General features: G+C 74.8%; 18 protein-coding genes. 9 read left to right on the top strand and 9 right to left on the bottom strand.

Annotation, left to right across the window (positions count from 1 at the left end; genetic code table 11):
• On the bottom strand, positions 1–2,466 hold a 2,466-nt coding region (locus tag M1O15_RS17975), incomplete at its 3' end, for a helicase-associated domain-containing protein (protein ID WP_372499495.1).
• On the opposite strand from M1O15_RS17975, the gene M1O15_RS17970 reads away from it, so the two are divergent.
• Positions 2,459–3,535, top strand: coding sequence for a hypothetical protein (locus M1O15_RS17970; protein ID WP_248634936.1), 1,077 nt, complete (start codon positions 2,459–2,461; stop codon positions 3,533–3,535). The two genes, M1O15_RS17975 and M1O15_RS17970, sit on opposite strands and share 8 nt — an antisense overlap.
• A 382-nt stretch (positions 3,536–3,917) precedes the next feature.
• Complete coding sequence (locus M1O15_RS17965) at positions 3,918–4,643, top strand: HAD family hydrolase (protein WP_372499494.1); 726 nt, start codon at positions 3,918–3,920, stop codon at positions 4,641–4,643.
• Here M1O15_RS17965 and M1O15_RS17960 read toward each other — a convergent pair.
• Positions 4,604–4,870: a hypothetical protein gene (locus M1O15_RS17960; RefSeq protein WP_248634934.1), complete on the bottom strand. Its 267-nt coding sequence runs from the start codon at positions 4,868–4,870 to the stop codon at positions 4,604–4,606. The two genes, M1O15_RS17965 and M1O15_RS17960, sit on opposite strands and share 40 nt — an antisense overlap.
• A 212-nt stretch (positions 4,871–5,082) precedes the next feature.
• On the opposite strand from M1O15_RS17960, the gene M1O15_RS31465 reads away from it, so the two are divergent.
• Entirely contained in the window at positions 5,083–5,466 is a 384-nt protein-coding gene (locus tag M1O15_RS31465) for a cold-shock protein (protein WP_308282361.1), read from the top strand.
• 74 nt (positions 5,467–5,540) lie between these two features.
• On the opposite strand, the gene M1O15_RS17950 is transcribed toward M1O15_RS31465, so the two are convergent.
• From M1O15_RS17950 to M1O15_RS17935, 4 genes are all read right to left on the bottom strand, one after another.
• A complete protein-coding gene (locus M1O15_RS17950; protein ID WP_248634933.1) occupies positions 5,541–6,443 on the bottom strand; it encodes a 1,4-dihydroxy-6-naphtoate synthase in 903 nt (300 codons plus the stop codon).
• A complete protein-coding gene (locus M1O15_RS17945) occupies positions 6,440–7,225 on the bottom strand; it encodes a futalosine hydrolase (protein ID WP_248634950.1) in 786 nt (261 codons plus the stop codon). Before M1O15_RS17945 ends, M1O15_RS17950 begins: the two co-directional genes overlap by 4 nt.
• A gap of 1 nt (position 7,226) precedes the next feature.
• On the bottom strand, positions 7,227–7,709 hold the full coding sequence (locus tag M1O15_RS17940; protein ID WP_248634932.1) for a DUF2771 domain-containing protein: 483 nt from the start codon (positions 7,707–7,709) through the stop codon (positions 7,227–7,229).
• Positions 7,710–7,786: 77 nt separating this feature from the next.
• A complete protein-coding gene (locus M1O15_RS17935) occupies positions 7,787–9,136 on the bottom strand; it encodes an MFS transporter (protein ID WP_248634931.1) in 1,350 nt (449 codons plus the stop codon).
• A 1,049-nt stretch (positions 9,137–10,185) separates the two neighbouring features.
• On the opposite strand from M1O15_RS17935, the gene M1O15_RS17930 reads away from it, so the two are divergent.
• The 3 genes from M1O15_RS17930 to M1O15_RS17920 all read left to right on the top strand — a co-directional run bounded on the left by M1O15_RS17930 (position 10,186) and on the right by M1O15_RS17920 (position 15,675).
• Positions 10,186–11,121, top strand: a complete 936-nt coding sequence (locus tag M1O15_RS17930; protein ID WP_248634930.1) for a DUF3027 domain-containing protein — start codon at positions 10,186–10,188, stop codon at positions 11,119–11,121.
• Between the two features lie 203 nt (positions 11,122–11,324).
• Entirely contained in the window at positions 11,325–14,438 is a 3,114-nt protein-coding gene (locus M1O15_RS17925; RefSeq protein ID WP_248634929.1) for a sacsin N-terminal ATP-binding-like domain-containing protein, read from the top strand.
• A 325-nt stretch (positions 14,439–14,763) separates the two neighbouring features.
• The gene (locus M1O15_RS17920) at positions 14,764–15,675 is read left to right on the top strand and encodes a hypothetical protein (RefSeq protein WP_248634927.1); all 912 of its coding nucleotides are present in this window, start codon (positions 14,764–14,766) and stop codon (positions 15,673–15,675) included.
• 80 nt (positions 15,676–15,755) lie between these two features.
• Here the strand turns inward: M1O15_RS17920 and M1O15_RS17915 are convergent, their stop codons facing one another.
• Together M1O15_RS17915 and M1O15_RS17910 are read right to left on the bottom strand one after the other, a co-directional pair.
• Positions 15,756–18,185 carry an HAD-IC family P-type ATPase gene (locus M1O15_RS17915; protein ID WP_248634926.1) on the bottom strand — a complete coding sequence of 810 codons (2,430 nt, stop codon included), beginning with the start codon at positions 18,183–18,185 and terminating at the stop codon, positions 15,756–15,758.
• Between the two features lie 143 nt (positions 18,186–18,328).
• The gene (locus M1O15_RS17910) at positions 18,329–18,604 is read right to left on the bottom strand and encodes a DUF2530 domain-containing protein (RefSeq protein ID WP_248634925.1); all 276 of its coding nucleotides are present in this window, start codon (positions 18,602–18,604) and stop codon (positions 18,329–18,331) included.
• Positions 18,605–18,857: 253 nt separating this feature from the next.
• On the opposite strand from M1O15_RS17910, the gene M1O15_RS17905 reads away from it, so the two are divergent.
• Positions 18,858–20,312, top strand: coding sequence for an NCS2 family permease (locus tag M1O15_RS17905; RefSeq protein WP_248634924.1), 1,455 nt, complete (start codon positions 18,858–18,860; stop codon positions 20,310–20,312).
• Between the two features lie 109 nt (positions 20,313–20,421).
• Here M1O15_RS17905 and M1O15_RS17900 read toward each other — a convergent pair whose 3' ends face one another.
• Positions 20,422–20,586, bottom strand: a complete 165-nt coding sequence (locus tag M1O15_RS17900; RefSeq protein ID WP_248634949.1) for a ribbon-helix-helix protein, CopG family — start codon at positions 20,584–20,586, stop codon at positions 20,422–20,424.
• Positions 20,587–20,797: 211 nt separating this feature from the next.
• Between M1O15_RS17900 and M1O15_RS17895 the strand changes: the two genes are divergently transcribed.
• Entirely contained in the window at positions 20,798–21,271 is a 474-nt protein-coding gene (locus M1O15_RS17895; RefSeq protein ID WP_248634923.1) for a MarR family winged helix-turn-helix transcriptional regulator, read from the top strand.
• A 29-nt stretch (positions 21,272–21,300) separates the two neighbouring features.
• Positions 21,301–22,656 carry an MFS transporter gene (locus M1O15_RS17890; RefSeq protein ID WP_248634922.1) on the top strand — a complete coding sequence of 452 codons (1,356 nt, stop codon included), beginning with the start codon at positions 21,301–21,303 and terminating at the stop codon, positions 22,654–22,656.
• Positions 22,657–22,705: the final 49 nt, after the last annotated feature.

The raw sequence follows: 22,705 nt of genomic DNA, 5'->3' as shown, positions 1-22,705 counted from the left end.
CGCCGCGTCCAGGAGGGTGGGGTCGGGGGTGGGCGGGCCCTCGGGGACGGGGGCGGGGGCCGTACGGGGGCGGGTGCGGTGGGCGCGGGCGCGGCTGATCAGGACGTCGCCCTCGGCCGACTCGGCCGCCGGGGCGAAGCCCATCGCCCGCAGGCCGTCGAGCAGGGCGGCGGGGTCGGCCTGGGCGGCGAGCACGGTGGGGGCGAGCCGGCGCAGCCGCAGGGCGGCGGCCCGGCGGTCGGCCATGATCTCGCCGAGGACCGACTCGTCGTCGCAGCGGACATACGCGGAGGCCGCGCCGATCCGCAGGTGCCCGTGCCGGCGGGCCACGTCGTCGATGAGGTAGCTGAGGGGCTGCGGCACGGGGGTGCGGGAGTGCGCGGTGAGGAAGGCCTGGAGGTCGGAGGCGGACTGCCCGGCGTCCAGGGCGCGCCGCACGCTGGCGGGGGTGAAGCGGTACACCGTCGCCCCGCCCTTGGACTCGACGTCCGCGAGGACGCCGAGGGTGTCGGCGAGCGGGCGGCGCAACGGGCCCGGGGCGACCGCGGTCAGGTCGGCCTGGAGGAGGACATGGTCGACCGGCTCGGGGAGGAGGGGAGCGAGGAGGCCGGCGACCTGCCGGGGGTCGTGGGCGGTCACCCCCTGGGACCCGTGGGCGGCGGCCTCTCGGGGCCCGTCGGCGGCGGGCGGGCCTGCGGCGGCGGGACTCTCGGCGCCGGTGGCCGCCAAGGCGCGGCCGTGGGCGGAGAGCGCCCCGCGGCCGGTGACGCCGAGCAGCTCGCACTCGGACAGGGTCCAGTCGGCGAGGGCGGTACGGAGGTCGGCGGGCTGGTCCCCGGCGGCTTGGCGGCCGGCGCCGCGCAGGGGGCGCTCCCAGCGGAGCCGGGCCAGCAGGGCGTCCCGGTCCGGGGCGGCCCCGGCCGGCAACGCGGCGAGCAGCGCCAGCACCCGGCGGCGCACCTCGGGCGCGGCGCCCCGGTCCAGGTCCGGGCCGAGCGCGGAGAGCGTACGGCCCTTGCCGTCCTGGGAGCCGACCAGACCGGACGTCCGGGTGGCCGCCAGCCAGGCCGCGGCCAGCCGGACCCACCGCTCGGCGGCCGGCAGCTCCAGCCAGGTGTCGTACGCGGGGGTGGCCGCGTACCGCTCGTCGGCCTCCCCGTCGGAGGCGACCAGCCCGGCCGCGTGCGCCAGCTCCAGCCAGAACGCGGCCACCGGCTCGGACAGGTCCAGGGCGACGGCGGTGCGCTTGAGGTCCCGTACCGACAGGCCTCCGGCCCGCAGCACCTGCGGCCCGCCCTCGTTCCACTGCTTCAGCAGCTCCTCGACGGTGGCCAGGGCGGTGTACGCCTGCCCGGCCGCCGTACTGTCCACAGCCTGTGGACGGTGTTCCCGGGCCACCGCGACGGCGGGCGGTACGGGTTCGGGGATACGGTGCGCCCGCCCGGCCCGCAGATGCAGGGCCGCCTCCCGGGGCAGCACCACCGTGCGGGGCGTGGTGGGCAGCAGCAGCCCGTGGTCGCGCAGCCAGCGCACCGGCGGCGTCGGCTCGGCGGTGACCTCCCCGTACGGCGGCCCCCACACCAGCCGGTCCAGCACCCCCAGCGCCTCCGCGGGCGCCCGGTCGAGCAGCGCGGCCATCCGCTCCCGGTCGGTGAACAGCTCCGTCAACGCGGCGACCGCCGACACCGGATCGTGTGTCGTGGGCAGCCCGGCGGTGGTCAGGATCTCCTGCAACCGCCCCGGCGACATGCCCGCGGTGGCCTCGGTGACGGTCGGGCCGAGCCCGGTGGGGGAGGGGTGCTGCGGAGAGGGCGCCAGCAGCTCGCGGGCGGTGCGCACCAGCCGCAGCCGGTCGTCGCCGCCCCAGAGCAGCGCCTGGGTGCGGAGTGCCTCGACCGCACCGGGCAGCGCCGCCGCCACGTCCGCGTCGCCGTCGTCCCCCGCCATCAGGCCGAGGAGTACGGGATACGGGGCCGGGTCCGGGGCGACGGCCAGCGCCTCCGCCGCCTGGAGCGTGAAGCGGTCCAGCCGTTCCAGGGCGCGGACCACGGAGGCCCGCGTCCCGGCCCGGGTGGCCAGCTGGGTCAGGTCCGCCGGGACGGGGGCGAGCAGGTCGGGCCGGATCCGCAGCAGCTCGGCCAGCCCCGCGTCCCCGCGCGCCCGCAACGCCTCGGCGAGCGTGCGGGGAGCCGCGGCGGCGGCCGGCGTGTCGGAGGGGGTGCCGGGGGGTGTGCCGGGTGGCGCGGACGGGAGGACGGGCGGTGCGGGACTTCTGCCGCCCGGGTCCCCCGTGCCCGTGGTGCCGTGGCCCGGGTTCCCGTCGCCCGTACGCCCGTTGCCGGACCCGGCCGTTCCGCCGTCGCGTTCGGTGCCTGCGGGCACGTGCGCCTCCCGATCGTGCTCAGCCGGTCCCCATCCGCACCACGGTAGCCCCTGCGGAGGCGCTACCGTCGTGACGGTGGGCATCGAAAGCGACCAGCTTGTCTTGGACTACCTGAGCCGCGTCGGCGACCTGGCCCAGCAGCGGCAGCTCGACTCGGGGACGCGGATGCGCCTGGTGTCGTCGCTGCGCGGCGAGATCGACAGCCGCCGGGCCCGCGACGACACCCCCGCCGCCGTGCGTTCCATCCTCGGCTCGCTCGGCAGCCCGGAGAAGGTGGTGGCCGCCGCCTCGGCCGGCGCGCCCCCGCCGGAGCGGTTCGCCTCCTGGGCACGTCCGGCCGACCCTCCGGACCGCGGGCGTCCTGAGGCGGAGCCCGCGGAGGCCGCGGAACCCGACACCCCCGCCGTGCCCGAGCAGCGCGGGCCCCGGATGCCGAGACTCCGGTGGCGCAAGTCCGCCCGCCCCGAGGAGCCGGCGGCCGCGGAGGAGCCGGCGGACCCCTGGGGCCCGTACCCCGCCGGCCCGGGTGGCGGGGAAGTCCCGGACTGGTGGCGGGTGGAGCGCGGCCCGTTCGCCGGGGACGGCTTCGGTGGGGGCGGCTTCGGTGGGGACGGTCTGGTGCCGGGCGTGCCGGGCTTCCGCGGCGGGGTGGAGATCCCCGCCATGCTCCGGCCCCCGCCGCCGGAACCCGACCCCGAGGAAGAGGGGGAGGGGAAGACGCCGGTAGTGGAGGTGGTGGGGCCCGGGGACGGGGAGGCGGTCGTGGCCGTCCCGTTCTGGCGCCGCCGGCTGGGGCCGGCCGGGGTGCCCGCCCGGGGCGGCAGTCCGGTCCTGCTGATCGCGGCCGCGCTGCTGGTGACCGGGGTGGTGATGGGCTCCTGGATCGTGCTGGCCGCCGGCTGGGGGCTGGCCTATGTCTCGCGCCGACTCTCCCGTACCGAGGCGAAGTTCGCCGTACTGGGCCTGCCGGGCGCGGTCGCCGTGGCCACCGCGGTGTGGCTCTGGGGCCGGGCCGAGGGTCGCTGGGGCGATCCGCTCCCCACCGGTGAGACGGCCATCCGCGAGGCCCTCGCGGAAACTTGGCCCTGGTCCCTACGCGCCGCCGCCCTGGTCTCCGCGGTGTTCCTGGTGTGGCGGGCCCGGCGGGTGTGAGCGGAGGACCCCCGGGGCGGGTACGAGGGCGGTGGCTTCCGCCCCGGGCGGTACGGGGCTGTGCCCGGCCCCCGTGTACCGCGGCGGCCGGGCCCCCGAAGCCGGGCGGCGACCTGGGCGGTACGGGGGCCGTCCCTCGACTCCCGTGTGGTGCGGCGGCTGTACTCCCGCTCTGTGCGGTGCGGGCTCGTGGCGCGGCCCCCGGCGGTGCTGGAGCGTAGTTCCGGCCCGGGGCGGTTCGGGGCCGTGCCTCGGTCCCGGGCGGTGCTGGAGCGTAGTTCCGGCCGGGGCGGGACAGGGCCCGTGCCCCGGCCACCACCGCTGCGGAACCCGGCTCGTACCCCCGCCCCCGCCTCCCGGCCCCATCGGCGCACTGCGCACAATGGCGGGCATGGCACCCCACGACCCCGCCGCCCCCTCCGACTCCGCCGGCGCAGCCGGCCCTCTCACTGTCGGCTTCGACCTCGATATGACGCTGATCGACTCGCGCCCCGGCATCCGGGCCACCTACCTGGAGCTGGTCGCCGAGACCGGGATACCGATCGACGCCGATCTGGCCGTCAGCCGGCTGGGGCCGCCGCTGGAGCAGGAGCTGGCGCAGTGGGTGCCCGCCTCGTTGGTGCCGGAGCTGGCGGACCGCTACCGGGCGCTGTACCCGGCGCACGCCATCGAGCCGACGCGGGCGCTGCCCGGGGCGCGGGAGACGATTCAGGCCGTTCGCGAGGCGGGCGGCCGGGCCGTCGTGGTCACCGCCAAGAGCGAGCCGCACGCGAAACTGCACCTCGCGCACCTGGGCATCGAGCCGGATGCCGTCATCGGCTGGCTGTGGGCCGAGGGCAAGGCGGAGGCGCTGCGGCAGCACGGGGCGAGCGTCTACGTCGGCGACCATGTCGGGGACGTCCGGGGCGCCCGGGCGGCCGGGGCACTGGCGGTGTCGGTGACCACCGGGCCCTGCGGCGCGGACGAGCTGAAGGCGGTCGGCGCGGATGTCGTCCTGGACGACCTGACGGCCTTTCCTGCCTGGTGGGAGGCGTACCGGGCGGCCGGGCAGGGGGCGGCGGAGCGCGGTCAGCGGGCCTCGGCGGGCCCCGCGGCGGACTTGGCCTGACGGCGCTGGGCGGCGACGGAACGGAGCACTCCGGCACCGGCGATGGCGAAGCCCACGCCCATCAGCATGCAGACCGCCCAGGCGATCGGCGGGAACGGCTCGGTGCCGAGGAAGAGCGGGGCCATGGTGGCCAGGGTGGCCACCGCGCCGACGATGAAGACCACCGCACCGGTCCGGACCAGGCCGTCTCCGGGGGCGGCGGCGCGCGAGGGGGTTTCGTTACGCATTCGGCCAGGGTAGTTCCCAGGCCGGGGCGATGGACCGGCGACGTCTTGTCTCCGGCCCGCTGACCATTAGCCTTGAGCAGTGGCGGGTCCCCGGTGACCCGCTGCAGTGCTGTCCGGAGCCCTGTGGGCACGGCCGGCACTGTGCGGAGCCGATCGCGGCGAGCGCGAGCCGATCATGGCGTAAGCCACCGAGTACGAGGACGAGGACGGACGTGCCTACCGGCAAAGTCAAGTGGTTCAACCCCGAGAAGGGCTTCGGCTTCCTCTCCCGCGACGACGGCGGCGACGTCTTCGTGCACTCGTCCGTGCTGCCCGCCGGGGTGGAGGCGCTCAAGCCGGGTCAGCGCGTGGAGTTCGGCGTGGTCGCGGGCCAACGCGGTGACCAGGCGCTCTCCGTGACGATCCTGGACCCGACCCCCTCGGTCGCCGCAGCCCAGCGGCGCAGGCCGGACGAGCTGGCGTCCATCGTGCAGGACCTGACCACGCTGCTGGAGAACATCGGGCCGATGCTGGAGCGCGGCCGCTACCCGGAGAAGGCCCAGGGCAAGAAGATCGCCGGGCTGCTGCGGGCGGTCGCCGACCAGTTGGACGTCTGAGCCAGGCCGTCTGAGCCGCGACCGTCTGAGCCAGGGCTGTCTGAGCCAGGACCGTCTGAGCCGCGACCGGGGGCCTACGGGAACGAGAGCGCGTCGGGGGCGAGGGGCGGGACGAGCCCCTCGGCCGCGGCGCGGGTGAGCAGTCCGCGTACGGCCGCGTAGCCGTCCTCCCCGAGGTCGGCGGTGAACTCGTTGACATACAGCCCGATGTGCTGGTCGGCGACGGCCGGGTCCATCTCCTGGGCGTGCTCCAGTACGTAGGGCCGGGAGGCCTCCGGGTCGTCCCAGGCCATCCGTACCGAGGCGCGGGCCGCCTCGGCGAGCCGCCGCAGCGCGTCCGGGCCCAGCGACCGCTTGGCGATGATCGCGCCGAGCGGGATCGGCAGCCCGGTCGTGGCCTCCCAGTGCTCGCCCATGTCGGCGAGGCGGTGCAGCCCGTACTCCTGGTAGGTGAACCGGGCCTCGTGGATGACCAGCCCGGCGTCCACCCGGCCGTCCCGTACCGCGGGCATGATCTCGTGGAAGGGCATCACGGTGATCGCGCCGACGCCGCCGGGGACCTGGTCCGCCGCCCAGAGCCGGAAGAGGAGATAGGCGGTGGAGCGCTCGCTCGGCACCGCGACCGTCTTCCCCGCCAGGTCGGCTCCGGTGCCGGACTCGCCCGGGCCGCGGGTGAGCACCAGGGGGCCGCAGCCGCGCCCCAGCGCCCCGCCGCAGGGGAGCAGCGCGTACTCGTCCAGCACCCAGGGCAGCACCGCGTAGGACACCTTCAGCACGTCGTACTCACCGCGCTCGGCCATGCCGTTGGTGATGTCGATGTCCGCGAAGCGGACGTCGAGCGCGGGCGCGCCGGGGACCCGGCCGTGCGCCCAGGCGTCGAAGACAAAGGTGTCGTTGGGGCAGGGGGAGTAGGCGATCCGCAAGCTGCCATTCGCGGAAGCCTCCAGGGTGGTCGCGGTGGGGTCCGGTGTGGTCACAGCTCCTCCAGGAAGACGGTGGCGCCGAGGGCGCGGAACGCGCCGCTCAGGGCGCCCAGGGCTTCGCCGATGCGCCAGGCGGCGCGGTCGCGGGGGCCGACGGCGTTGGAGACGGCGCGGATCTCGGCCACCGGTACGCCGTACGCGGCGGCCGCCTCGGCGACCCCGAAGCCCTCCATCGCCTCGGCGGCGGCGCGCGGATGGCGGGCGGCCAGCTCGGCGGCGCGGGCGGCGGTGCCGGTGACGGTGGAGACGGTCAGCACCGGGGCGATCAGGGCGGGGGCCGCCGGGCCGAGGGCGCGGGTGAGGCGCTCGGGCAGGCCGGGCGGCGGGAGGTGCACGGTGCGGCCGAAGCCCAGTTCGTCGACGGTGAGATAGCCGTCGGGTGTCTCGGCGCCCAGGTCGGCGGCGGTGAGCGCGTCGGCGACGACCAGGCCGCCGAGCGGCACGTGGGCGGGGAAGCCGCCGCCGATGCCGGCGGAGACCACCAGGTCGTACGGGACGGGTTCGGCGGCCAGCGCGCAGGCGGCGCCCACCGCCGCGGCCGCCGGGCCGACGCCGCCGGCCACCACGTCCACCAGGCCCTGCGCCTCCGGGGCGCCCCCGGCCCTTACGTGCCGGAGCACCGTACGGCCCCCAGGCAGCGGCCGAGCGGCGGGCAGCGGCCGGGGGGCGGGCAGCGGGCCGGGGGAGGCGGGGCGGTCGTCCGGTGCGGGGTCCGCGAGGCCGGCGGAGACGGCTTCCGCCTCCGCCGCCACCGCGGTCACCACCAGGACGCGCAGGTCAGGACTCCTTGACCAGCTCGACGTGCCAGACGCCGGTCAGCTTCTTGCCGGAGGTCTCCACGATGGAGATCTGCGCGTTCGCGGCGGACTCGCCGGTCTGCTGGCTGGAGAGGAAGGCGTTGGCCGGAATGGTGCGGTACGTCTTGTGGTACGGCTCCTGCTCGGCCTGCTGGCCGCCGATGAACAGCGTCCAGCCCTTCTCCGCGATCTCCGGCTCGACGCCGAAGCGGATCCGGTCGTCCATGGCGACCTTGATGGTCTTGCCGGCCTTCTTGTTCAGGCAGCCCTGGATCTCGGACTGCTTGATGGCCTCGCCGTCGTTGTAGCAGGTGGCCTCGGTGGACACGGACTCCGAGCCGACCGTCACGGTCGCGAGCGGCGTCGGCTTGTCGCAGGCGGAGAGCACGAGGAGTCCGGCCGAGACGGCACCCAGGGCGACGGCCGCCCGTCGGGCCTTACCGGAAGAGAACGCAACGGTCATGGCCTGAAGGCTATACGCCGCTCTCGCCCATGCCACGCGGGGGTGCGGCGCGCCGCCCCGGGCCCTCACCCGGGCCCTCAGGCGACGCGGGCGTGCGGGGTGCCGTGCCGGGCCGCGCCCAGCAGCCCGCGCAGCGTCAGCAGCACACCCAGGGCAAGGATCGCCGCCGCCACGGCCATGCCCAGCGGGCCGTTGAGCGGCAGCGCGATCCCGATGGCGCCGCCCACCACCCAGGCCATCTGGAGCAGCGTCTCGGAACGGGCGAAGGCGGAGGTGCGCACCGACTCCGGGACGTCCCGCTGGATCATCGCGTCCAGCGACAGCTTCGACAGCGCCTGGGTGAACCCGGCCACCGCGCCCAGCACGGCGACCGCCACCCCGCTGAAGAGCGCCGCCGCGGTGATCGCCGCGGCCAGCGCGACGGCCAGCACCACGGCCACGATCAGCTCCGGGGCGCGGGCCCGCAGCCAGGCGCCGACCGCCGTGCCGAGCGCGTTGCCGGCACCGGCCGCCACGCCGACGATGCCGAGCGAGACGGCGGCGCTCTGCCCGTCCAGCGGATGCTCACGCAGCAGGAACGCCAGGAAGAAGATGAGGAACCCGGAGAGCACCCGGTGCGCCGCGTTGGCCTGGAGCCCGTGGAGTACGGAGGGCCCGACCGTGCGCAGGCTCGGCTTGCGTTCGCCGTGGGTCAGCATGTGCGCCTTGCGCTCACCGCGGGCCGAGTCCACCTTGGGCGGCATCGACAGCGCCAGGAACGTCCCGGCGACGAACAGCGCGCACGCCCCGTACAGCGGCCAGCGCGGCCCCAGCTGCTGGAGCCCGACACCGGCCGGCGCGGCGATCCCGGTGGCCAGCAGCCCGGCCAGGGTGACTCTGGAGTTGGCCTTCACCAGGGAGAAGCCGTGCGGCAGCAGCCGGGGCACCACGGCGCTGCGCACCACCCCGTACGCCTTGGAGGCCACCAGTACGCCGAGTGCCGCGGGATACAGCTCCAGCGAGCCGGTGATGACCGCGCCGGACATCAGCACCGCCAGCACCGCGCGGGTCAGCATGGCGCCCGACATCGCGGCCCGGCGGCCGTGCGGCACCCGGTCCAGCAGCGGGCCGATCACCGGGGCGAGCAGGGTGAACGGGGCCATGGTGATGGCCAGGTACAGCGCGACCCGGCCGCGGGCCTCGTCGGTGGGCACCGAGAAGAAGACGGTGGAGGCGAGCGCGACGGTCACCATGACGTCGCCCGCGCCGTTCACCGCGTGCAGCTCGATCAGCTTGCCGAGCCCCGACTCGCCCGCGCCGTGCGCGTGGGTGGCCCGCCGGATGGAGCGCGCCGTCCCGGCGAACGGGGCCCGCAGGGCACGCCCGACTCGCCGGCCCGCCCTCCTGAGCGGTCCGGCGCCGTCGTCGGACGAGCTCACGGCTGCCACGCCGTCATAGTGCCCCGGCACCCCGCCCGGCGAACCGGTCTGACGCCTACTTGGACCCGGGCGAGGGCGATGCGCCGGGGAGACGGCGAGGTGGGAGGGGCGGGGACGGAGGGACGGGAGGGGCGGGAGGGGCGCGATCGGCGACCGGGGAGCCAGGCCGTGGCTTTCCGGCGGAGGAGGGGCGGCCGCTGCCGGAGCCGCAGGACGGGCAGGGCTTGTTTCGGCCAGTCACCCGCACCCAGTCGGCCCACGGCCTTGCGCGCCCGTGCCCCGGCCGCCGCCCCGACACCGCAACGCCCAAGCCGGCCGCCGGCGCCTAAATCGGCCGCCGGGCCCGGGCGAGACGCCCAAGCCGGCTACCGCCCCCGGCACCCAAGCCCGGCCCGCCGCCCCCAGCACCCAAGCCGGCCGCTGCCCCCGGCACCCACCCCGGCCGCCGGGCTCGGGCGGGACGCCCAAGTCGGCCGCCGTCCCCCAGGCGGGGCGCCTGAACCCCACCTCCGGCCCGCGCCAGCCCTACCTCGGGCCCCACCTCCGGCCTGCTTGAGCCCTACCTCGGGCCTGTCTGAGCCCCACCTCGGCCCCGTCCGAGCGCCACCTCGGGCCTGCCTGAGCCCCGCCCAGGGCCGGTCCGAGCCCCACATCGTCGCCTGCCCGAGCCCCACCTAGGCCCCGTCCGAGCCCCACCATGGGCCCGCCCATGCCCCCCATCGCTGCCCCGCCCCACCCCCACCTCGGCCCCGCCCGACCCCCGCCCACATCCCGCCACGCCGGCCTCCCACGCCCCTCTCCGGAACCCGACCTCGGGGTTCCCGGGACGTGCAGGTGGGCCCGGGGCGTGGGTAGGGGGTAGCGTGCGTAGCGCGTCGGCGGCGTAGCTTCTCGGCCGCGCGCCTCTTCGGCATCCCGCAGAATGGATGGCGTGAGGTGTGCCCGAGACACGTCGGGCGCGGACGTCGATGCGGCCCACAGGTCCGCTCCGCCCGCCGCCCGTGCATCGCGGACCGGCCGGCGCATCTGTGACACGGCGTAGGAGATGAGCGAGACCTGTGAGTGCTGCGACGACGCGAAGCCGTACCCCGCGTGCCCCCGACCGTCTGTGCGCCGAGGCGGTCGGCCTGGCCCGGGAGGCCGCCGAGGAGGCCGCCGCGCCCGCGGCCGTAGGCGAGCATACGGGGACCGTAGCCGAGGGCGACCGGGTCGTCACCCATTTCTTCGCCGCCGACGAGCCCGGCTACCGGGGCTGGCGCTGGGCGGTGACCGTGGCGCGCGCCTCCCGCGCCAAGAACGTCACGCTCGACGAGACGGTGCTGCTGCCCGGCCCGGACGCGGTGCTCGCCCCCGAGTGGGTGCCGTGGAGCGAGCGGCTGCGCCCCGGCGACATGGGCCCCGGCGACCTGCTCCCCACCGAGCAGGACGACCTGCGCCTGGAGCCCGGCTACACCGGCGAGGACGAGCCGCCGCCGAACTCCGCGGTCTCGCACGAGATGGCCGAGCACCTCGACGCCGAGGACGCCGACCTCACCAGCCGTACGCTCTCGCCCTCCCGCGCGTCGATCGCCGCGATCGGCGAGGAGATCGGGCTCCGCCGGGCCCGGGTGCTGTCCCGGTACGGACTGCACACCGCCGCCGACCGCTGGGAGGAGGACTTCGGGGCGAAGACCCCGATGGCGCAGGCCGCCCCCGCCTCCTGTGTCTCCTGCGGCTTCCTGGTGCCGATGGCCGGTTCGCTGCGGCAGGCCTTCGGGGTGTGCGCCAACGAGTTCTCCCCGGCCGACGGCCGGGTGGTGTCGCTGGCCTACGGCTGCGGCGGGCACTCCGAGGCGGCCGTCATGCCCAAGCCCCCGAAGCCGGCCGAGCCGGTGCTCGACTCGATGGCCACGGACGCCTTCCCGCTCCACCCGGCGTCCCGCGCCGACGAGGGCGGCTCGGTCCCGCCCGCCTCGGCGGACGAGGACGCGGCGGAGGACCTCGGCCACAGCTGAGTCTCCGTTCCCGACAACCCCTCGCGGAGGTTTCGCGAGGGTTCGGTGCGCGAGGTGTGCCGGTCCGCCGGACACCCCCGCCCACCGGCCCCCGTTCCGCTCATGGACGCCGTTCAGGGGTACCCGCACCAGCGCGGTACCTTCAGCCGCAGGTGCCGGGCGCGTCATGCGGTCCGGCGAGGGGCGAGAGAGCGGAGCACAGCGTGAGCGTGAGGGCGACGGTGGCCGAGGGGGCCGACCCGTTCGGTACGGCCCGGCTGCGGCGCGGGGTGCTCGACGCCTGGGGCGCCGGCCCGGCCCGGTTCCGCGAGGACGCCAACGCCGAGGAGGACCTCGCGCTGGGCGGTTACCGCGACCGGCTGGTGGTGGAGCTGGCCCAGAACGCCGCCGACGCCGCCGCCCGCGCCGGGGTGCCCGGCCGGCTGAGGCTCACCCTGCACCCGGCGAGCCCCCAGGGCCCCGCCGTGCTCGCCGCCGCCAACACCGGGCAGCACCTGGACGCCACCGGGGTGGAGTCGCTGAGCACCCTGCGCGCCTCCGCCAAGCGGGAGGGCCACGAGGGCGCGGTCGGCCGCTTCGGCGTCGGGTTCGCCGCGGTGCTGGCAGTCAGCGACGAGCCGGCGCTGGTGGGCCGGCACGGCGGAGTGCGCTGGTCGCTGCGGGAGGCCCGGGAGCTGGCCGCCGACGCGGCCCGGGTCAGCCCCGGCCTCGGCGACGAGCTGCGCCGCCGCGACGGCCATGTGCCGCTGCTGCGGCTGCCGATGCCCGCCGAGGGCACCGCGCCCGCCGGTTACGACACCGTGGTCATCCTTCCGCTGCGGGACTCCGCCGCCGTGGACCTCACCGAGCGGCTGCTCGCCGGGATCGACGACGCCCTGCTGCTCACCCTGCCCGGTCTGGCCGAGATCGTGGTCGAGACCCCGGCCGGGGAGCGGGTGCTGACCCGCCGGCAGGGCGAGGGGTACGTCGAGATCGGGGACTCCGCGGACGGTACGCGGCGGTGGCGCACCGTCAGCCGCACCGGGGCGCTCGACGCCGAGCTGCTGCGGGACCGCCCCGTCGAGGAGCGGCTGCGCCCGCACTGGTCGGTGACCTGGGCGGTGCCGGTGGACGAGGACGGCGCACCGGCCCGGCCCCGTACCGCACCCGTGGTGCACGCCCCCACCCCCACCGACGAGCCGCTGGGCGTCCCCGCGCTGCTCATCGCGAGCTACCCGCTGGACACCAGCCGCCGCCACCCGGCGCCCGGACCGCTGACCGACTTCCTGACCGCCCGGGCCGCCGAGGCGTACGCGGAGCTGCTGGCCGACTGGCGACCCGTCACCACCGGCACCATCGGCCTGGTCCCCGGCCCGCTCGGCAAGGGCGTGCTGGACGGGGCGATCCGGGCCGCGGTGCTCGAACTGCTGCCCAGGGTGGCGTTCCTGGTCCCCGCCGCGCCCTCCGAGGAGCTGACCGCGCTGCGGCCGTTCGAGGCCGAGGTGGTGGAGGGCGCGGGCGCCGACACCGTACGGGTGCTGGCGGAGGTGCTGCCGACGCTGCTGCCCGCCGGGCTGGAGCGGCGGGCCGAGCTGCGCGCCCTCGGGGTGGCGCGGCTGGCGCTGGGTGACGCCATCGACCGGCTGGCCGGGGTGGAGCGGACCCCCGAGTGGTGGGGGCGGTTGTACGAGACGCTGGCCGGGGTGGACCCGGACCGGCTGACCGGGCTGCCGGTGCCGCTGGCCGGGGGCAGGACCGCGATCGGGCCCCGCCATGTGCTGCTGCCGCTCGCCGACACCCCCGTGGACCTGGGCCGGCTCGGGCTGAAGGTGGCCCATCCGGACGCCGCGCACCCGGTGCTGGAGAAGCTGGGCGCGCTGCCCGCCACCCCGCGCGCGGTGCTGACCACCCCGCAGGTGCGGGCCGCGGTCGCCGCCTCGCTGGACGCGGAGGAGGTGTGGGACGAGGACGGTTCCGGGCCGCCGGACGCCGAGGAGCTGGCGGAGATCGTCCTGGCCCTCGTACGGGACGCGGGCCTGGAACCGGGCGACGAGCCCTGGCTCGGGGCGCTGGCCCTGCCCGACGAGGACGGCGAGCCGGCCACCGCCGCCGAACTCATCCTCCCCGGCAGCGACTTCGCCGCCGTGATGCGCGAGGGTGAGGCGGCGCTCTGCGACGCCGAGCTGGCCGAGCGCTGGGGCGCCGCCCCGCTGGCCGCCTGCGGGGTGCTCGACGCCTTCGCCCTGGTCCGCGCCACCGACGTGGTCCTCGACCCGGACGAACTGGAGCCGCGCGACGGCGACTTCCCCGAGCCGGACGACGCCGGGCTGCTGGACGCGGTGGACGTCTGGTGCGAGGACGTGCTGGACCGGCTGCCGGAGTCCCCGGTGCCTCCGGTGGCGACCGAGATCACCGCCGTACGGGATCTTGAGCTGGTGGACGACGAGGCCTGGCCCCGGGCGCTGGCCCTGCTCGCCCAGCCGCCGCTGCGGGACGCCCTCACCCAGCCGGTACGGGTGCTGCTGCCCGACGGCACCACCGAGACCGTCCGCTCCTACACGGCCTGGTGGCTGCGCGACCACCCGGTCCTGGGCGGCCGCCGCCCCGCCGGACTGCGCGCCGCCGGGGCCGACCCGCTGCTCGAAGGGCTCTACGACCCGGCGGACACCACCGGCTTCACCGACACCGAGGTGCTGCGCGCGCTCGGCGTACGGACCTCCGCCGCGGCCCTGCTCGAAGAGCCCGGCGGCGCCGCCGAGCTGCTGTCCCGCCTGGCCGACCCCGACCGCCCGGTCACCGCGGCCCAGCTGCACGCCCTCTACACCCTCCTCGCCGACCTGGACCCCGAGCAGGTCACTCTTCCGGACGAGCTGCGGGCCGTGGTGGACGGCGAGGTACGGGTGGTGCCCGCGGGCGAGGCCCTGGTCGCCGACGCCCCCGACCTGCTGCCGCTCGCCACCGGGCTGCCGCTGCTCCCGGTCGCCCCCAGCCGCGCCGCCGACCTGGCCGAGCTGCTCCAGGTGCGCACCCTGGCCGAGGAGGCCGCCCCCGAGGCGCCCGGCGGCGGCGAGGAGCACCAGGTCCCGGACGCGGTGCGCCGACTGCTGGGCCACACGGTCCCGGCCTCCTATGTGGAGCACGAGGAACTGGTCGTCGGCGGCGTCGAACTCGACTGGCACCGCACCGCCGACGGCGTGGTGCACGCCGCCACCCTGGAGGGCGTCGCCGCCGGCCTCTCCTGGGCCGCCGGCCAGTGGCCCCGCCGCTTCGAGGTCGCGGCCCTGCTGGAGGACCCCTCCCGCACGGAGGAACTGGAGCGCGACCGCTGGTTCGACTGAGGCAGGGTGCCGGGGATTGAGGGCCGGGGGCAAGGGCCGGTTCAGCCCCGGCCCCGCTCGGGCGTCCCCGGCCCGGGCGAGCGCCGGCAGGGCTTAGGGGCAGGGACGTCCGGCCACCTCCCCCGGCACGCCCGCACCATGACGCACTCCGGGACCCGCTCCGGCGCCTTTCGAAGATCGATGCGCATCGCGTACAACCATCCCGCCCCCTCGATGATCTCCTTCTGCGAGCCGACACGGCTCCTCGATCATTCGTCCCGGGGGCGGGCCGCGCGTCGCACGTTCGACGCCACCTCTCCGGGCCTTTCTCCACTGGGGAAAACGCATGCGTATTCGCGTCACCGTGGCTGCCGTCTCCGGCGCCCTGGTCCTGTCCTCGTTCGCCATGCAGAGCGCACAGGCCGAGGACAACCACGTCCCGTCGCCGAAGTCCCGCGCCGAGCTGGTCGCCGGCCTCCTGGGCGACGGCCACGCCGGCTCCGGCAAGCAGTCGCGGGCCGCCGGGCCCGTGGACGAGGAGCCGCCGTCGCTGGGCGTCACCTTCTCGAACGTCAAGGTCGCCAAGGCGATCAAGGTCGGCACCACCAAGCAGGTGACCTCCACGGTCACCTACACCATGAAGCACCCCGCCAGGCTGAAGATCACCGCCAAGAACTTCGTCACCCTGCCGATCCTCTACCGGGGCTCGGACGACATGCCCGACAACATGGCGGCCGGTGACGCGCCCGCCACCTGCAAGGCCGTCACCTCGACCACCGCCGGCTGCACCGGGCGGGTCGACTTCTACCCCGCCGAGGGCTGGCTGCTGAACTCCGACGCCGGCACCTGGAAGGTGTCCGCCGCCGCGGCCACCCTCGACGGCAACGAAGAGCCGATCGGTCTCGACCACCAGAAGCGCCTGGGCACCACCCTGGTGCAGCGCAACTCCACCCTGACGGTGAACGCCGCTCCGGAGCCGGTGAAGAAGGGCAAGAAGATCACCGTCACCGGCAAGCTGGCCCGGGCCAACTGGGAGACGAACAAGTACGCCGGGTACACCGGTCAGCCGGTGAAGCTGCAGTTCCGCAAGAAGAACGCCAGCAGCTACACCACGGTCGCCACGGTGAAGACCAACAACACCGGTGAGCTGAAGGCCACCCGCACGGCGGTGGAGGACGGCTACTGGCGCTGGAGCTTCGCCGGTACGACCACCACCAACGCGATCACCACCGCGGGTGACTTCGTCGACGTGAAGTAGTTTCCGGACAGCAGGAAGGCGGGGCGCCCGGCCGGATCCACCGGGCGCCCCGCCTTCGCGCGTGTCCGAGGTGCCCCGGGTCAGACCGGGAAGCGCCGCTCCACCCAGCGCCAGGCCAGCTCCACCGCGGCCGCGCCCGCCGCGGCGATGCCCACCGCCAGCCACGGCATGGTGGTGCCCACCAGCCGCAGCGCGAAGAAGTGCTGGAGCCAGGGCACCGCCAGCACCACCAGGAACGCCCCGCCCATGGTCAGCACCAGGGCGATCCGCCACCAGGTGTAGGGGCGGGCGATGATCGCCAGCACCCAGATGGAGACCAGGAACAGGGTCAGCGTCGCCGCGCTGGTCTCGGCGCCCAGCGCGTCCGGGCCCGAGTAGTGGGAGCGGGCCAGCTGGTACGTGAGGAAGGTGGCCGCCGCCGCGACGACCCCGCCCGGCACCGCGTACCGCATCACCCGCTTCACGAACTGCGGCTTGGCCCGCTCCTTGTTCGGGGCCAGCGCCAGGAAGAAGGCGGGGACGCCGATGGTGAGGGTGGAGAGCAGGGTCAGGTGACGGGGGAGAAACGGGTACTCGATGCCCGCGATCACCACCAGGACCGCCAGCAGCACCGAGTAGACGGTCTTCACCAGGAAGAGGGTCGCGACCCGGGTGATGTTGCCGATCACCCGGCGGCCCTCGGCCACCACATGCGGCAGGGTCGCGAAGCTGTTGTTCAGCAGCACGATCTGGGCCACGGCCTTGGTGGCCTCCGAGCCCGAGCCCATGGAAACGCCGATGTCCGCGTCCTTGAGGGCCAGCACGTCGTTCACCCCGTCACCGGTCATCGCCACCGTGTGGCCGCGCGACTGGAGCGCCCCGACCATCGAGCGCTTCTGCTGCGGGGTGACCCGCCCGAAGACGGTGTGCTCGTCCAGCCGGGCCGCCATCTCCTCCGTCTCGGCGGGCAGCTTCCGCGCGTCCACGGTGTCCTCGGCGCCCGCCAGGCCCAGCTTCCCGGCGACCGCGCCCACCGAGACCGCGTTGTCGCCGGAGATGACCTTGGCGGCCACCCGCTGGTCCGCGAAGTACGCGAGGGTGTCCGAGGCGTCCGGGCGCAGCCGCTGCTCCAGCACCACCAGCGCCGCCGCCTCGGCCCGCTCGGCGATCCCGGGCGCGTCCAGCTCCCCGTCCACCCGGGCCAGCAGCAGCACCCGCAGCCCCTTCTCGTTCAGCCCGTCGGTCTCGGCCAGCACCGGGTCGCCGTCCGCCAGCAGCACGTCCGGCGCCCCCAGCAGCCAGGCGCTGGACTCGCCGTCGCGCTCGCTGAAGGCCGCCCCGCTGTACTTGCGGGCCGAGGAGAACGGCAGCGCCTGGGTGCACCGCCACTCCCCGCCGTCCGGATAGGCGTCGATGATCGCCTGGAGGGAGGCGTTCGGACGGGGGTCGGACTCGCCGAGCGCGCCCAGCACGGTCCGGACGTACCCCTCGTCGGCGCCGTTGAGGGTCCGCAGCTCGGTCACGTCCATCCCGCCCTCGGTGAGGGTGCCGGTCTTGTCCAGGCAGACCACGTCCACCCGGGCCAGCCCCTCGATCGCGGGCAGCTCCTGCACCAGGCACTGCCGGCGCCCCAGCCGTACCACCCCGATGGCGAACGCCACCGAGGTCAGCAGCACCAGCCCCTCCGGGATCATCGGCACGATCCCGCCGACCGTCCGGGCGATCGAGCCGCGCAGGTCGGACTCCTTGACCACCAGCTGGCTGAGGATGAGCCCGATCGCGGTCGGGACCATCATCCAGGTCACGTACTTCAGGATGGTGGAGATCCCGGAGCGCAGCTCGGAGTGGACCAGGGTGAACCGGGACGCCTCCTCGGCCAGCTGCGCCGCGTACGCCTCCCGGCCGACCTTGGTGGCGGTGAACGCCCCGCCGCCCGCGACCACGAAGCTGCCGGACATCACCTGGTCACCGGGGTGCTTGACCACCGGGTCCGCCTCGCCGGTCAGCAGCGACTCGTCCACCTCCAGGCTGTCGGACTCGGCGACCACCCCGTCCACCACCACCTTGTCGCCGGGCCCGAGCTCCACGCAGTCGCCGAGCACGATCTGCGAGGTGGGCACCTCGGTGGCGGCCCCGTCCCGGCGGACCTTGGGCTTCGCCTCACCGATCACCGCCAGGCTGTCCAGGGTCTTCTTGGCCCGCAGCTCCTGGACGATGCCGATCCCGGTGTTGGCGATGATCACGAAGCCGAACAGGCTGTCCTGGATCGGCGCCACGATGAGCATGATCACCCAGAGCACGCCGATGATCGCGTTGAAGCGGGTGAAGACATTGGCCCGGACGATGTCCACGGCCGAGCGCGAACTGCGCACCGGGACGTTGTTGACCTCGCCCCGGGCCACCCGCTCGGCCACCTCGGCGGAGCTCAGCCCGCCCGGCCGGTGCTCCACCTCGGCCTGTGCCGGGGCGTCCGCCCTGCTCTCCGCCGTGCTCTTCGCCGTGTCCTCTCCCGGACCCACCCGCTGCGTCATGCCTCCGACGGTACGGCGGCGGGGGCCGGGTCACCCGCCGAAAGCGGACATGATCCGACCCTGGAAGGAGCCGAATGGTCCGCGAGTCGTACGGGGGAGGGGCCTACGGGTCCGAAAGCCCGGGCCCGCGTCCTCAGTGGGCCTCAGCGACCGTCGCCGCTCTCCGCCGCGCGCCGGGCGGCGTCCCGCTTGATCGCGGCGTCGCGCCCCCGCACGTACCAGATGCCGATCAGCCCCAGTCCGGCCCCGGCCAGACAGGTCCACACCCACCAGGTCAGGCCCCGGTCCGCGAACCAGCCGTAGAAGGGGACCTGCACCAGGAACAGCACGAACCACAGCACGGTGCCGCCGATGATGGTCGGCACCACGGGCCCCTCCAGGGGCTCGGGCGCTTCGTGCCGGGGGGTCCACTTCGCCATAAGCCCGAGTCTATGCGCCCCGGCCGTCGGCCCAACGGGCGGTCGTCCGGCCCGGTGAGAAGGGCGTCTACGCGCGGAGATAGCGATCTTCCCTCTGATGTGTTCATACTGAAACGGCCTACGCCTGACCGGTTTTCGTCGTGTGAACGTACGAATGGGCGCACAAGGATGTGCAAGCCCGATCAACGGTCCTGGCGATTCGGACGATTTCCGCCGGCTGCCCCCAGCCCCCTCCCGTACACGAGGTTTCCGCATGCCCTCCTCGGCCACCGTGCCGGTGGACGCCGACGGCCAGCCGCCGGTGCCCCCGCAGCCGACCAGCGGCCTGGACCGCTACTTCCGGATCTCCGAGCGCGGCTCCACGGTCGCCCGCGAGGTACGCGGCGGCTTCGCCACCTTCTTCGCGATGGCCTACATCATCGTGCTGAACCCGATCATCCTCGGCAGCGCCAAGGACATGTACGGCCACCAGCTCGACAGCGGCCAGCTGGTCACCGCCACCGTGCTGACCGCCGCCTTCTCCACCCTGCTCATGGGCGTCATCGGCAACGTCCCGATCGCGCTCGCCGCCGGGCTCGGCGTCAACACCGTCGTCGCCCTCCAGCTCGCCCCCCGGATGTCCTGGCCGGACGCCATGGGCATGGTGGTGCTGGCCGGCGTGGTGGTGATGCTGCTGGTGGCGACGGGACTGCGGGAGCGGGTGATGAACGCGGTGCCGACCGGGCTGCGCAAGGGCATCGCCATCGGCATCGGCCTGTTCATCATGCTGATCGGCCTGGTCGACTCCGGCTTCGTCTCCCGGATGCCGGACGCCGCCCAGACCACCGTCCAGCTCCAGCTCGGCGGCGACGGCCATCTGAACGGCTGGCCGGTGCTGGTCTTCGCGCTCGGCGCGCTGCTCACCCTCGCCCTGCTGATCCGCAAGGTGCCGGGCGCCATCCTCATCTCCATCGTGGTCATGACCGTCGCGGCCATGGTCATCGAGGCCGTGGCCAAGGTGCCCAGCTGGGGCCTGACCACCCCGAAGTGGCCCGGCAACCCGGTCGCCTCACCGGACTTCGGCCTGGTCGGCGAGGTCAGCCTGTTCGGCGGCTTCCAGAAGGTCGGGCTGCTCACCGGCTGCCTGTTCGTCTTCACGGTGCTGCTGTCCTGCTTCTTCGACGCGATGGGCACCATCCTGGGCGTCGGCGACGAGGCCAAGCTGATGGACGCCAAGGGCAACTTCCCCGGCATCAACAAGGTCCTGCTGATCGACGGGGTCGCGGTCGCCTCGGGCGGCGCCACCTCCTCCTCGGCCACCACCTGCTTCGTGGAGTCCACGGCGGGCGTCGGCGAGGGGGCCAGGACCGGTCTCGCCTCGGTGGTCACCGGGGCGCTGTTCTCGGTGGCGCTCTTCCTCACCCCGCTCGCCACCATGGTCCCGTCCCAGGCGGCCACCCCGGCGCTGCTGGCGGTCGGCTTCCTGATCCTGGCCGGGTCGATCCGGGACATCGACTGGAGCGACTTCACCATCGCGGTGCCGGCGTTCCTGGCGATGGTGATGATGCCGTTCACCTACTCGATCACCAACGGCATCGGGATCGGCTTCATCGCCTTCAGCGTGCTGCGGCCGGCCGCCGGACGGGCCCGCGAGGTGCCGGTCGCGATGTACGTGGTCTCGGCGGTGTTCGTCTTCTACTACGCGATGCCGGCGCTCGGCCTGACGTAGCGGACCGGGAGGCACGGCCTACGGCGGTACGGCGGTACGGCGGTACGGCGGTACGGGGGCGGGCACCGGTGGACGGTGCCCGCCCCCGTCCGCGTACCCCTGGGCGCGCTCATGCTCCCCGCCCGCCGCCGTAGAAGCGCTCCGTCTCGTTGACCGCGTCCTCGAAGCGGGCGTCGAAGTCCTCTCTCACCAGCGTCCGGATCACGTAGTCCTGGACGCTCATCCCGCTTCGGGCGGCCTGCCGCCGGAGCCGGTCGAGCAGCTCGCCGTCCATCCGCAGGCTGAGCACGGTCGAACCCGATCCGATGGTCGATCCCACGGCCGCTCCCCCTGTCGATGCCCTTCCGATCAGGTTGACCGTTCAAGCGCCCGTTCGGCGCCGTTTCCGGCCGCCCTGCCACTCTTTCGGGTGATCTCTGCCACCCCTCCTTGCGTACGCCCCTTCTCAGTGGTCCTTAGCATGGGTAATGAGTTACGCTAAGGACATGCCTGACCTGGCTCACGGTGAGCCCACAGACCCCACAGTCCTCAGGGACCCCGACGCCGACCTGGCCGCGATCAATTCGCTGCGGTCGGCCGTGATGCGGCTGGGCCGCCGGCTGAAGCACCAGCGGGTGGACGAGTCGCTGAGCCCGACCGAGATGTCGGTGCTCGGCACCCTGGCCCGCTGCGGTTCGGCCACCCCCGGTGAGCTGGCCCGCAAGGAGCACGTCCAGCCGCCGTCGATGACCCGCATCGTGGCGCTGCTGGAGTCCAAGGGCCTGGTCCGGCTGGAGCCGCACCCGGAGGACCGCCGCCAGAAGGTGGTCAGCCAGACCGAGACCGCCGAGGCCATGCTGGAGGAGTCCCGCCGCAAGCGGAACGCCTGGCTCGCCGCCCTCGCCGAGGGCCTGGACGAGGACGAGTGGGCGCGGCTGCGCGCGGCCGCACCGGTGCTGGAGAAGCTCGCGCACCTGTAGGAGACACACGACACGAGGAGGCGAACCTGTTGAGTTCGGGACCCGGAGCAGACTCCGCACCCGCACACAACCTTCCCGACCCCAAGAACACCACCGCCGCCCCGTCCGAGGGGCGCGGAACCTTCGCCTCCCTCCGGGTGCGCAACTACCGGCTGTTCTTCGCCGGTGCCATCGTCTCGAACACCGGCACCTGGATGGCCCGGATCACCCAGGACTGGCTGGTGCTGAGCCTCACCGGCTCCGCAGCCGCCGTCGGTATCACCAGCGCCCTGCAGTTCCTGCCGATGCTGCTCTTCGGCCTGTACGGCGGAGTGCTGGTGGACCGCTTCCCCAAGCGGCGGCTGCTGCTGGCCAGCCAGGGCGCCCTGGGCCTGTGCGGCCTGGCGCTCGCCGTGCTGACCCTCTCCGGGCACGTCCAGGTGTGGCACGTCTACCTGGTCGCCTTCCTGCTCGGCATGGTCACCGTGGTGGACAACCCGGCCCGGCAGTCGTTCGTCTCCGAGATGGTCGGCAAGGGGCAGCTCGCCAACGCCGTCAGCCTCAACTCCGCGAACTTCCAGTCCGCCCGGCTGGTCGGCCCCGCCGTCGCGGGTGCGCTGATCGCCTCCATCGGCAGCGGCTGGGCGTTCCTGGTCAACGGGCTGTCCTTCCTCGCCCCGCTGGCCGCGCTGCTGCTGATGCGCCCCGCCGAGCTGCACCGGGTCGAGCGGGCGCCGCGCGCCAAGGGCCAGCTGAGGGAGGGCCTGCGCTACGTGGCCGGGCGGCCCGAGCTGATCTGGCCGATCGCCCTGGTGGGCTTCGTCGGCACCTTCGGCTTCAACTTCCCGATCTGGCTCACCGCGTTCGCCGACGAGGTCTACCACGTCGGCGCCGGCACCTACGGCTTCCTCAACACCCTGATGGCGGCCGGCTCGCTGGTCGGCGCCCTGCTGGCGGCCCGCCGCGGCGGCTCCCGCCTCCGGATGCTGGTGGGCGCGGCGATGGTGTTCGGCGTCCTGGAGATCGCCGCCGCGGTGGCCCCCGCGTTCTGGCTGTTCGCCCTGCTGCTGGTCCCCATCGGGATGATCGGCCTGACCGTCAACGTCAGCGCCAACTCCTCGGTGCAGATGGCCACCGACCCGGTGATGCGGGGCCGGGTGATGAGCCTGTACATGATGGTCTTCATGGGCGGCACCCCGGTGGGCGCGCCGCTGGTCGGCTGGGTCACCGACACCTACGGCGCCCGCGTCGGCTTCGCCACCGGCGGCGCGGTCAGCCTGGTCGCCGCCGCGGTGATCGGCCTGGTGCTGGCCCGCGCGGGCGGCCTGCGACTCCGCTTCGAGCTGCGCCACGGCCACCCGCACGTCCACTTCGTCCAGCGGGAGCGGCTGGCCACGGCGGCGTGAGGGAGCCGGCGGATACGGGCCCCGTCCCCGTATCACCACCCCTCCCGGT

This window comes from Streptomyces lichenis (assembly GCF_023218175.1).
Taxonomy (GTDB): domain Bacteria; phylum Actinomycetota; class Actinomycetes; order Streptomycetales; family Streptomycetaceae; genus Streptomyces; species Streptomyces lichenis.
The sequence above is the reverse complement of the archived record's forward strand: the minus strand, read 5'-3'. Positions and strand labels throughout refer to the sequence as shown.

Excerpts from the sequence above, each read along its gene's own strand:
- M1O15_RS17965 (WP_372499494.1), top strand. The coding sequence starts at position 3,918 with ATGGCGGGCATGGCACCCCACGACCCCGCCGCCCCCTCCGACTCCGCC.
- M1O15_RS17960 (WP_248634934.1), bottom strand. The coding sequence starts at position 4,870 with ATGCGTAACGAAACCCCCTCGCGCGCCGCCGCCCCCGGAGACGGCCTG.
- M1O15_RS17940 (WP_248634932.1), bottom strand. The coding sequence starts at position 7,709 with ATGACCGTTGCGTTCTCTTCCGGTAAGGCCCGACGGGCGGCCGTCGCC.
- M1O15_RS17920 (WP_248634927.1), top strand. The coding sequence starts at position 14,764 with ATGCGTATTCGCGTCACCGTGGCTGCCGTCTCCGGCGCCCTGGTCCTG.
- M1O15_RS17915 (WP_248634926.1), bottom strand. The coding sequence starts at position 18,185 with ATGACGCAGCGGGTGGGTCCGGGAGAGGACACGGCGAAGAGCACGGCG.
- M1O15_RS17910 (WP_248634925.1), bottom strand. The coding sequence starts at position 18,604 with ATGGCGAAGTGGACCCCCCGGCACGAAGCGCCCGAGCCCCTGGAGGGG.
- M1O15_RS17905 (WP_248634924.1), top strand. The coding sequence starts at position 18,858 with ATGCCCTCCTCGGCCACCGTGCCGGTGGACGCCGACGGCCAGCCGCCG.
- M1O15_RS17900 (WP_248634949.1), bottom strand. The coding sequence starts at position 20,586 with ATGGACGGCGAGCTGCTCGACCGGCTCCGGCGGCAGGCCGCCCGAAGC.
- M1O15_RS17895 (WP_248634923.1), top strand. The coding sequence starts at position 20,798 with ATGCCTGACCTGGCTCACGGTGAGCCCACAGACCCCACAGTCCTCAGG.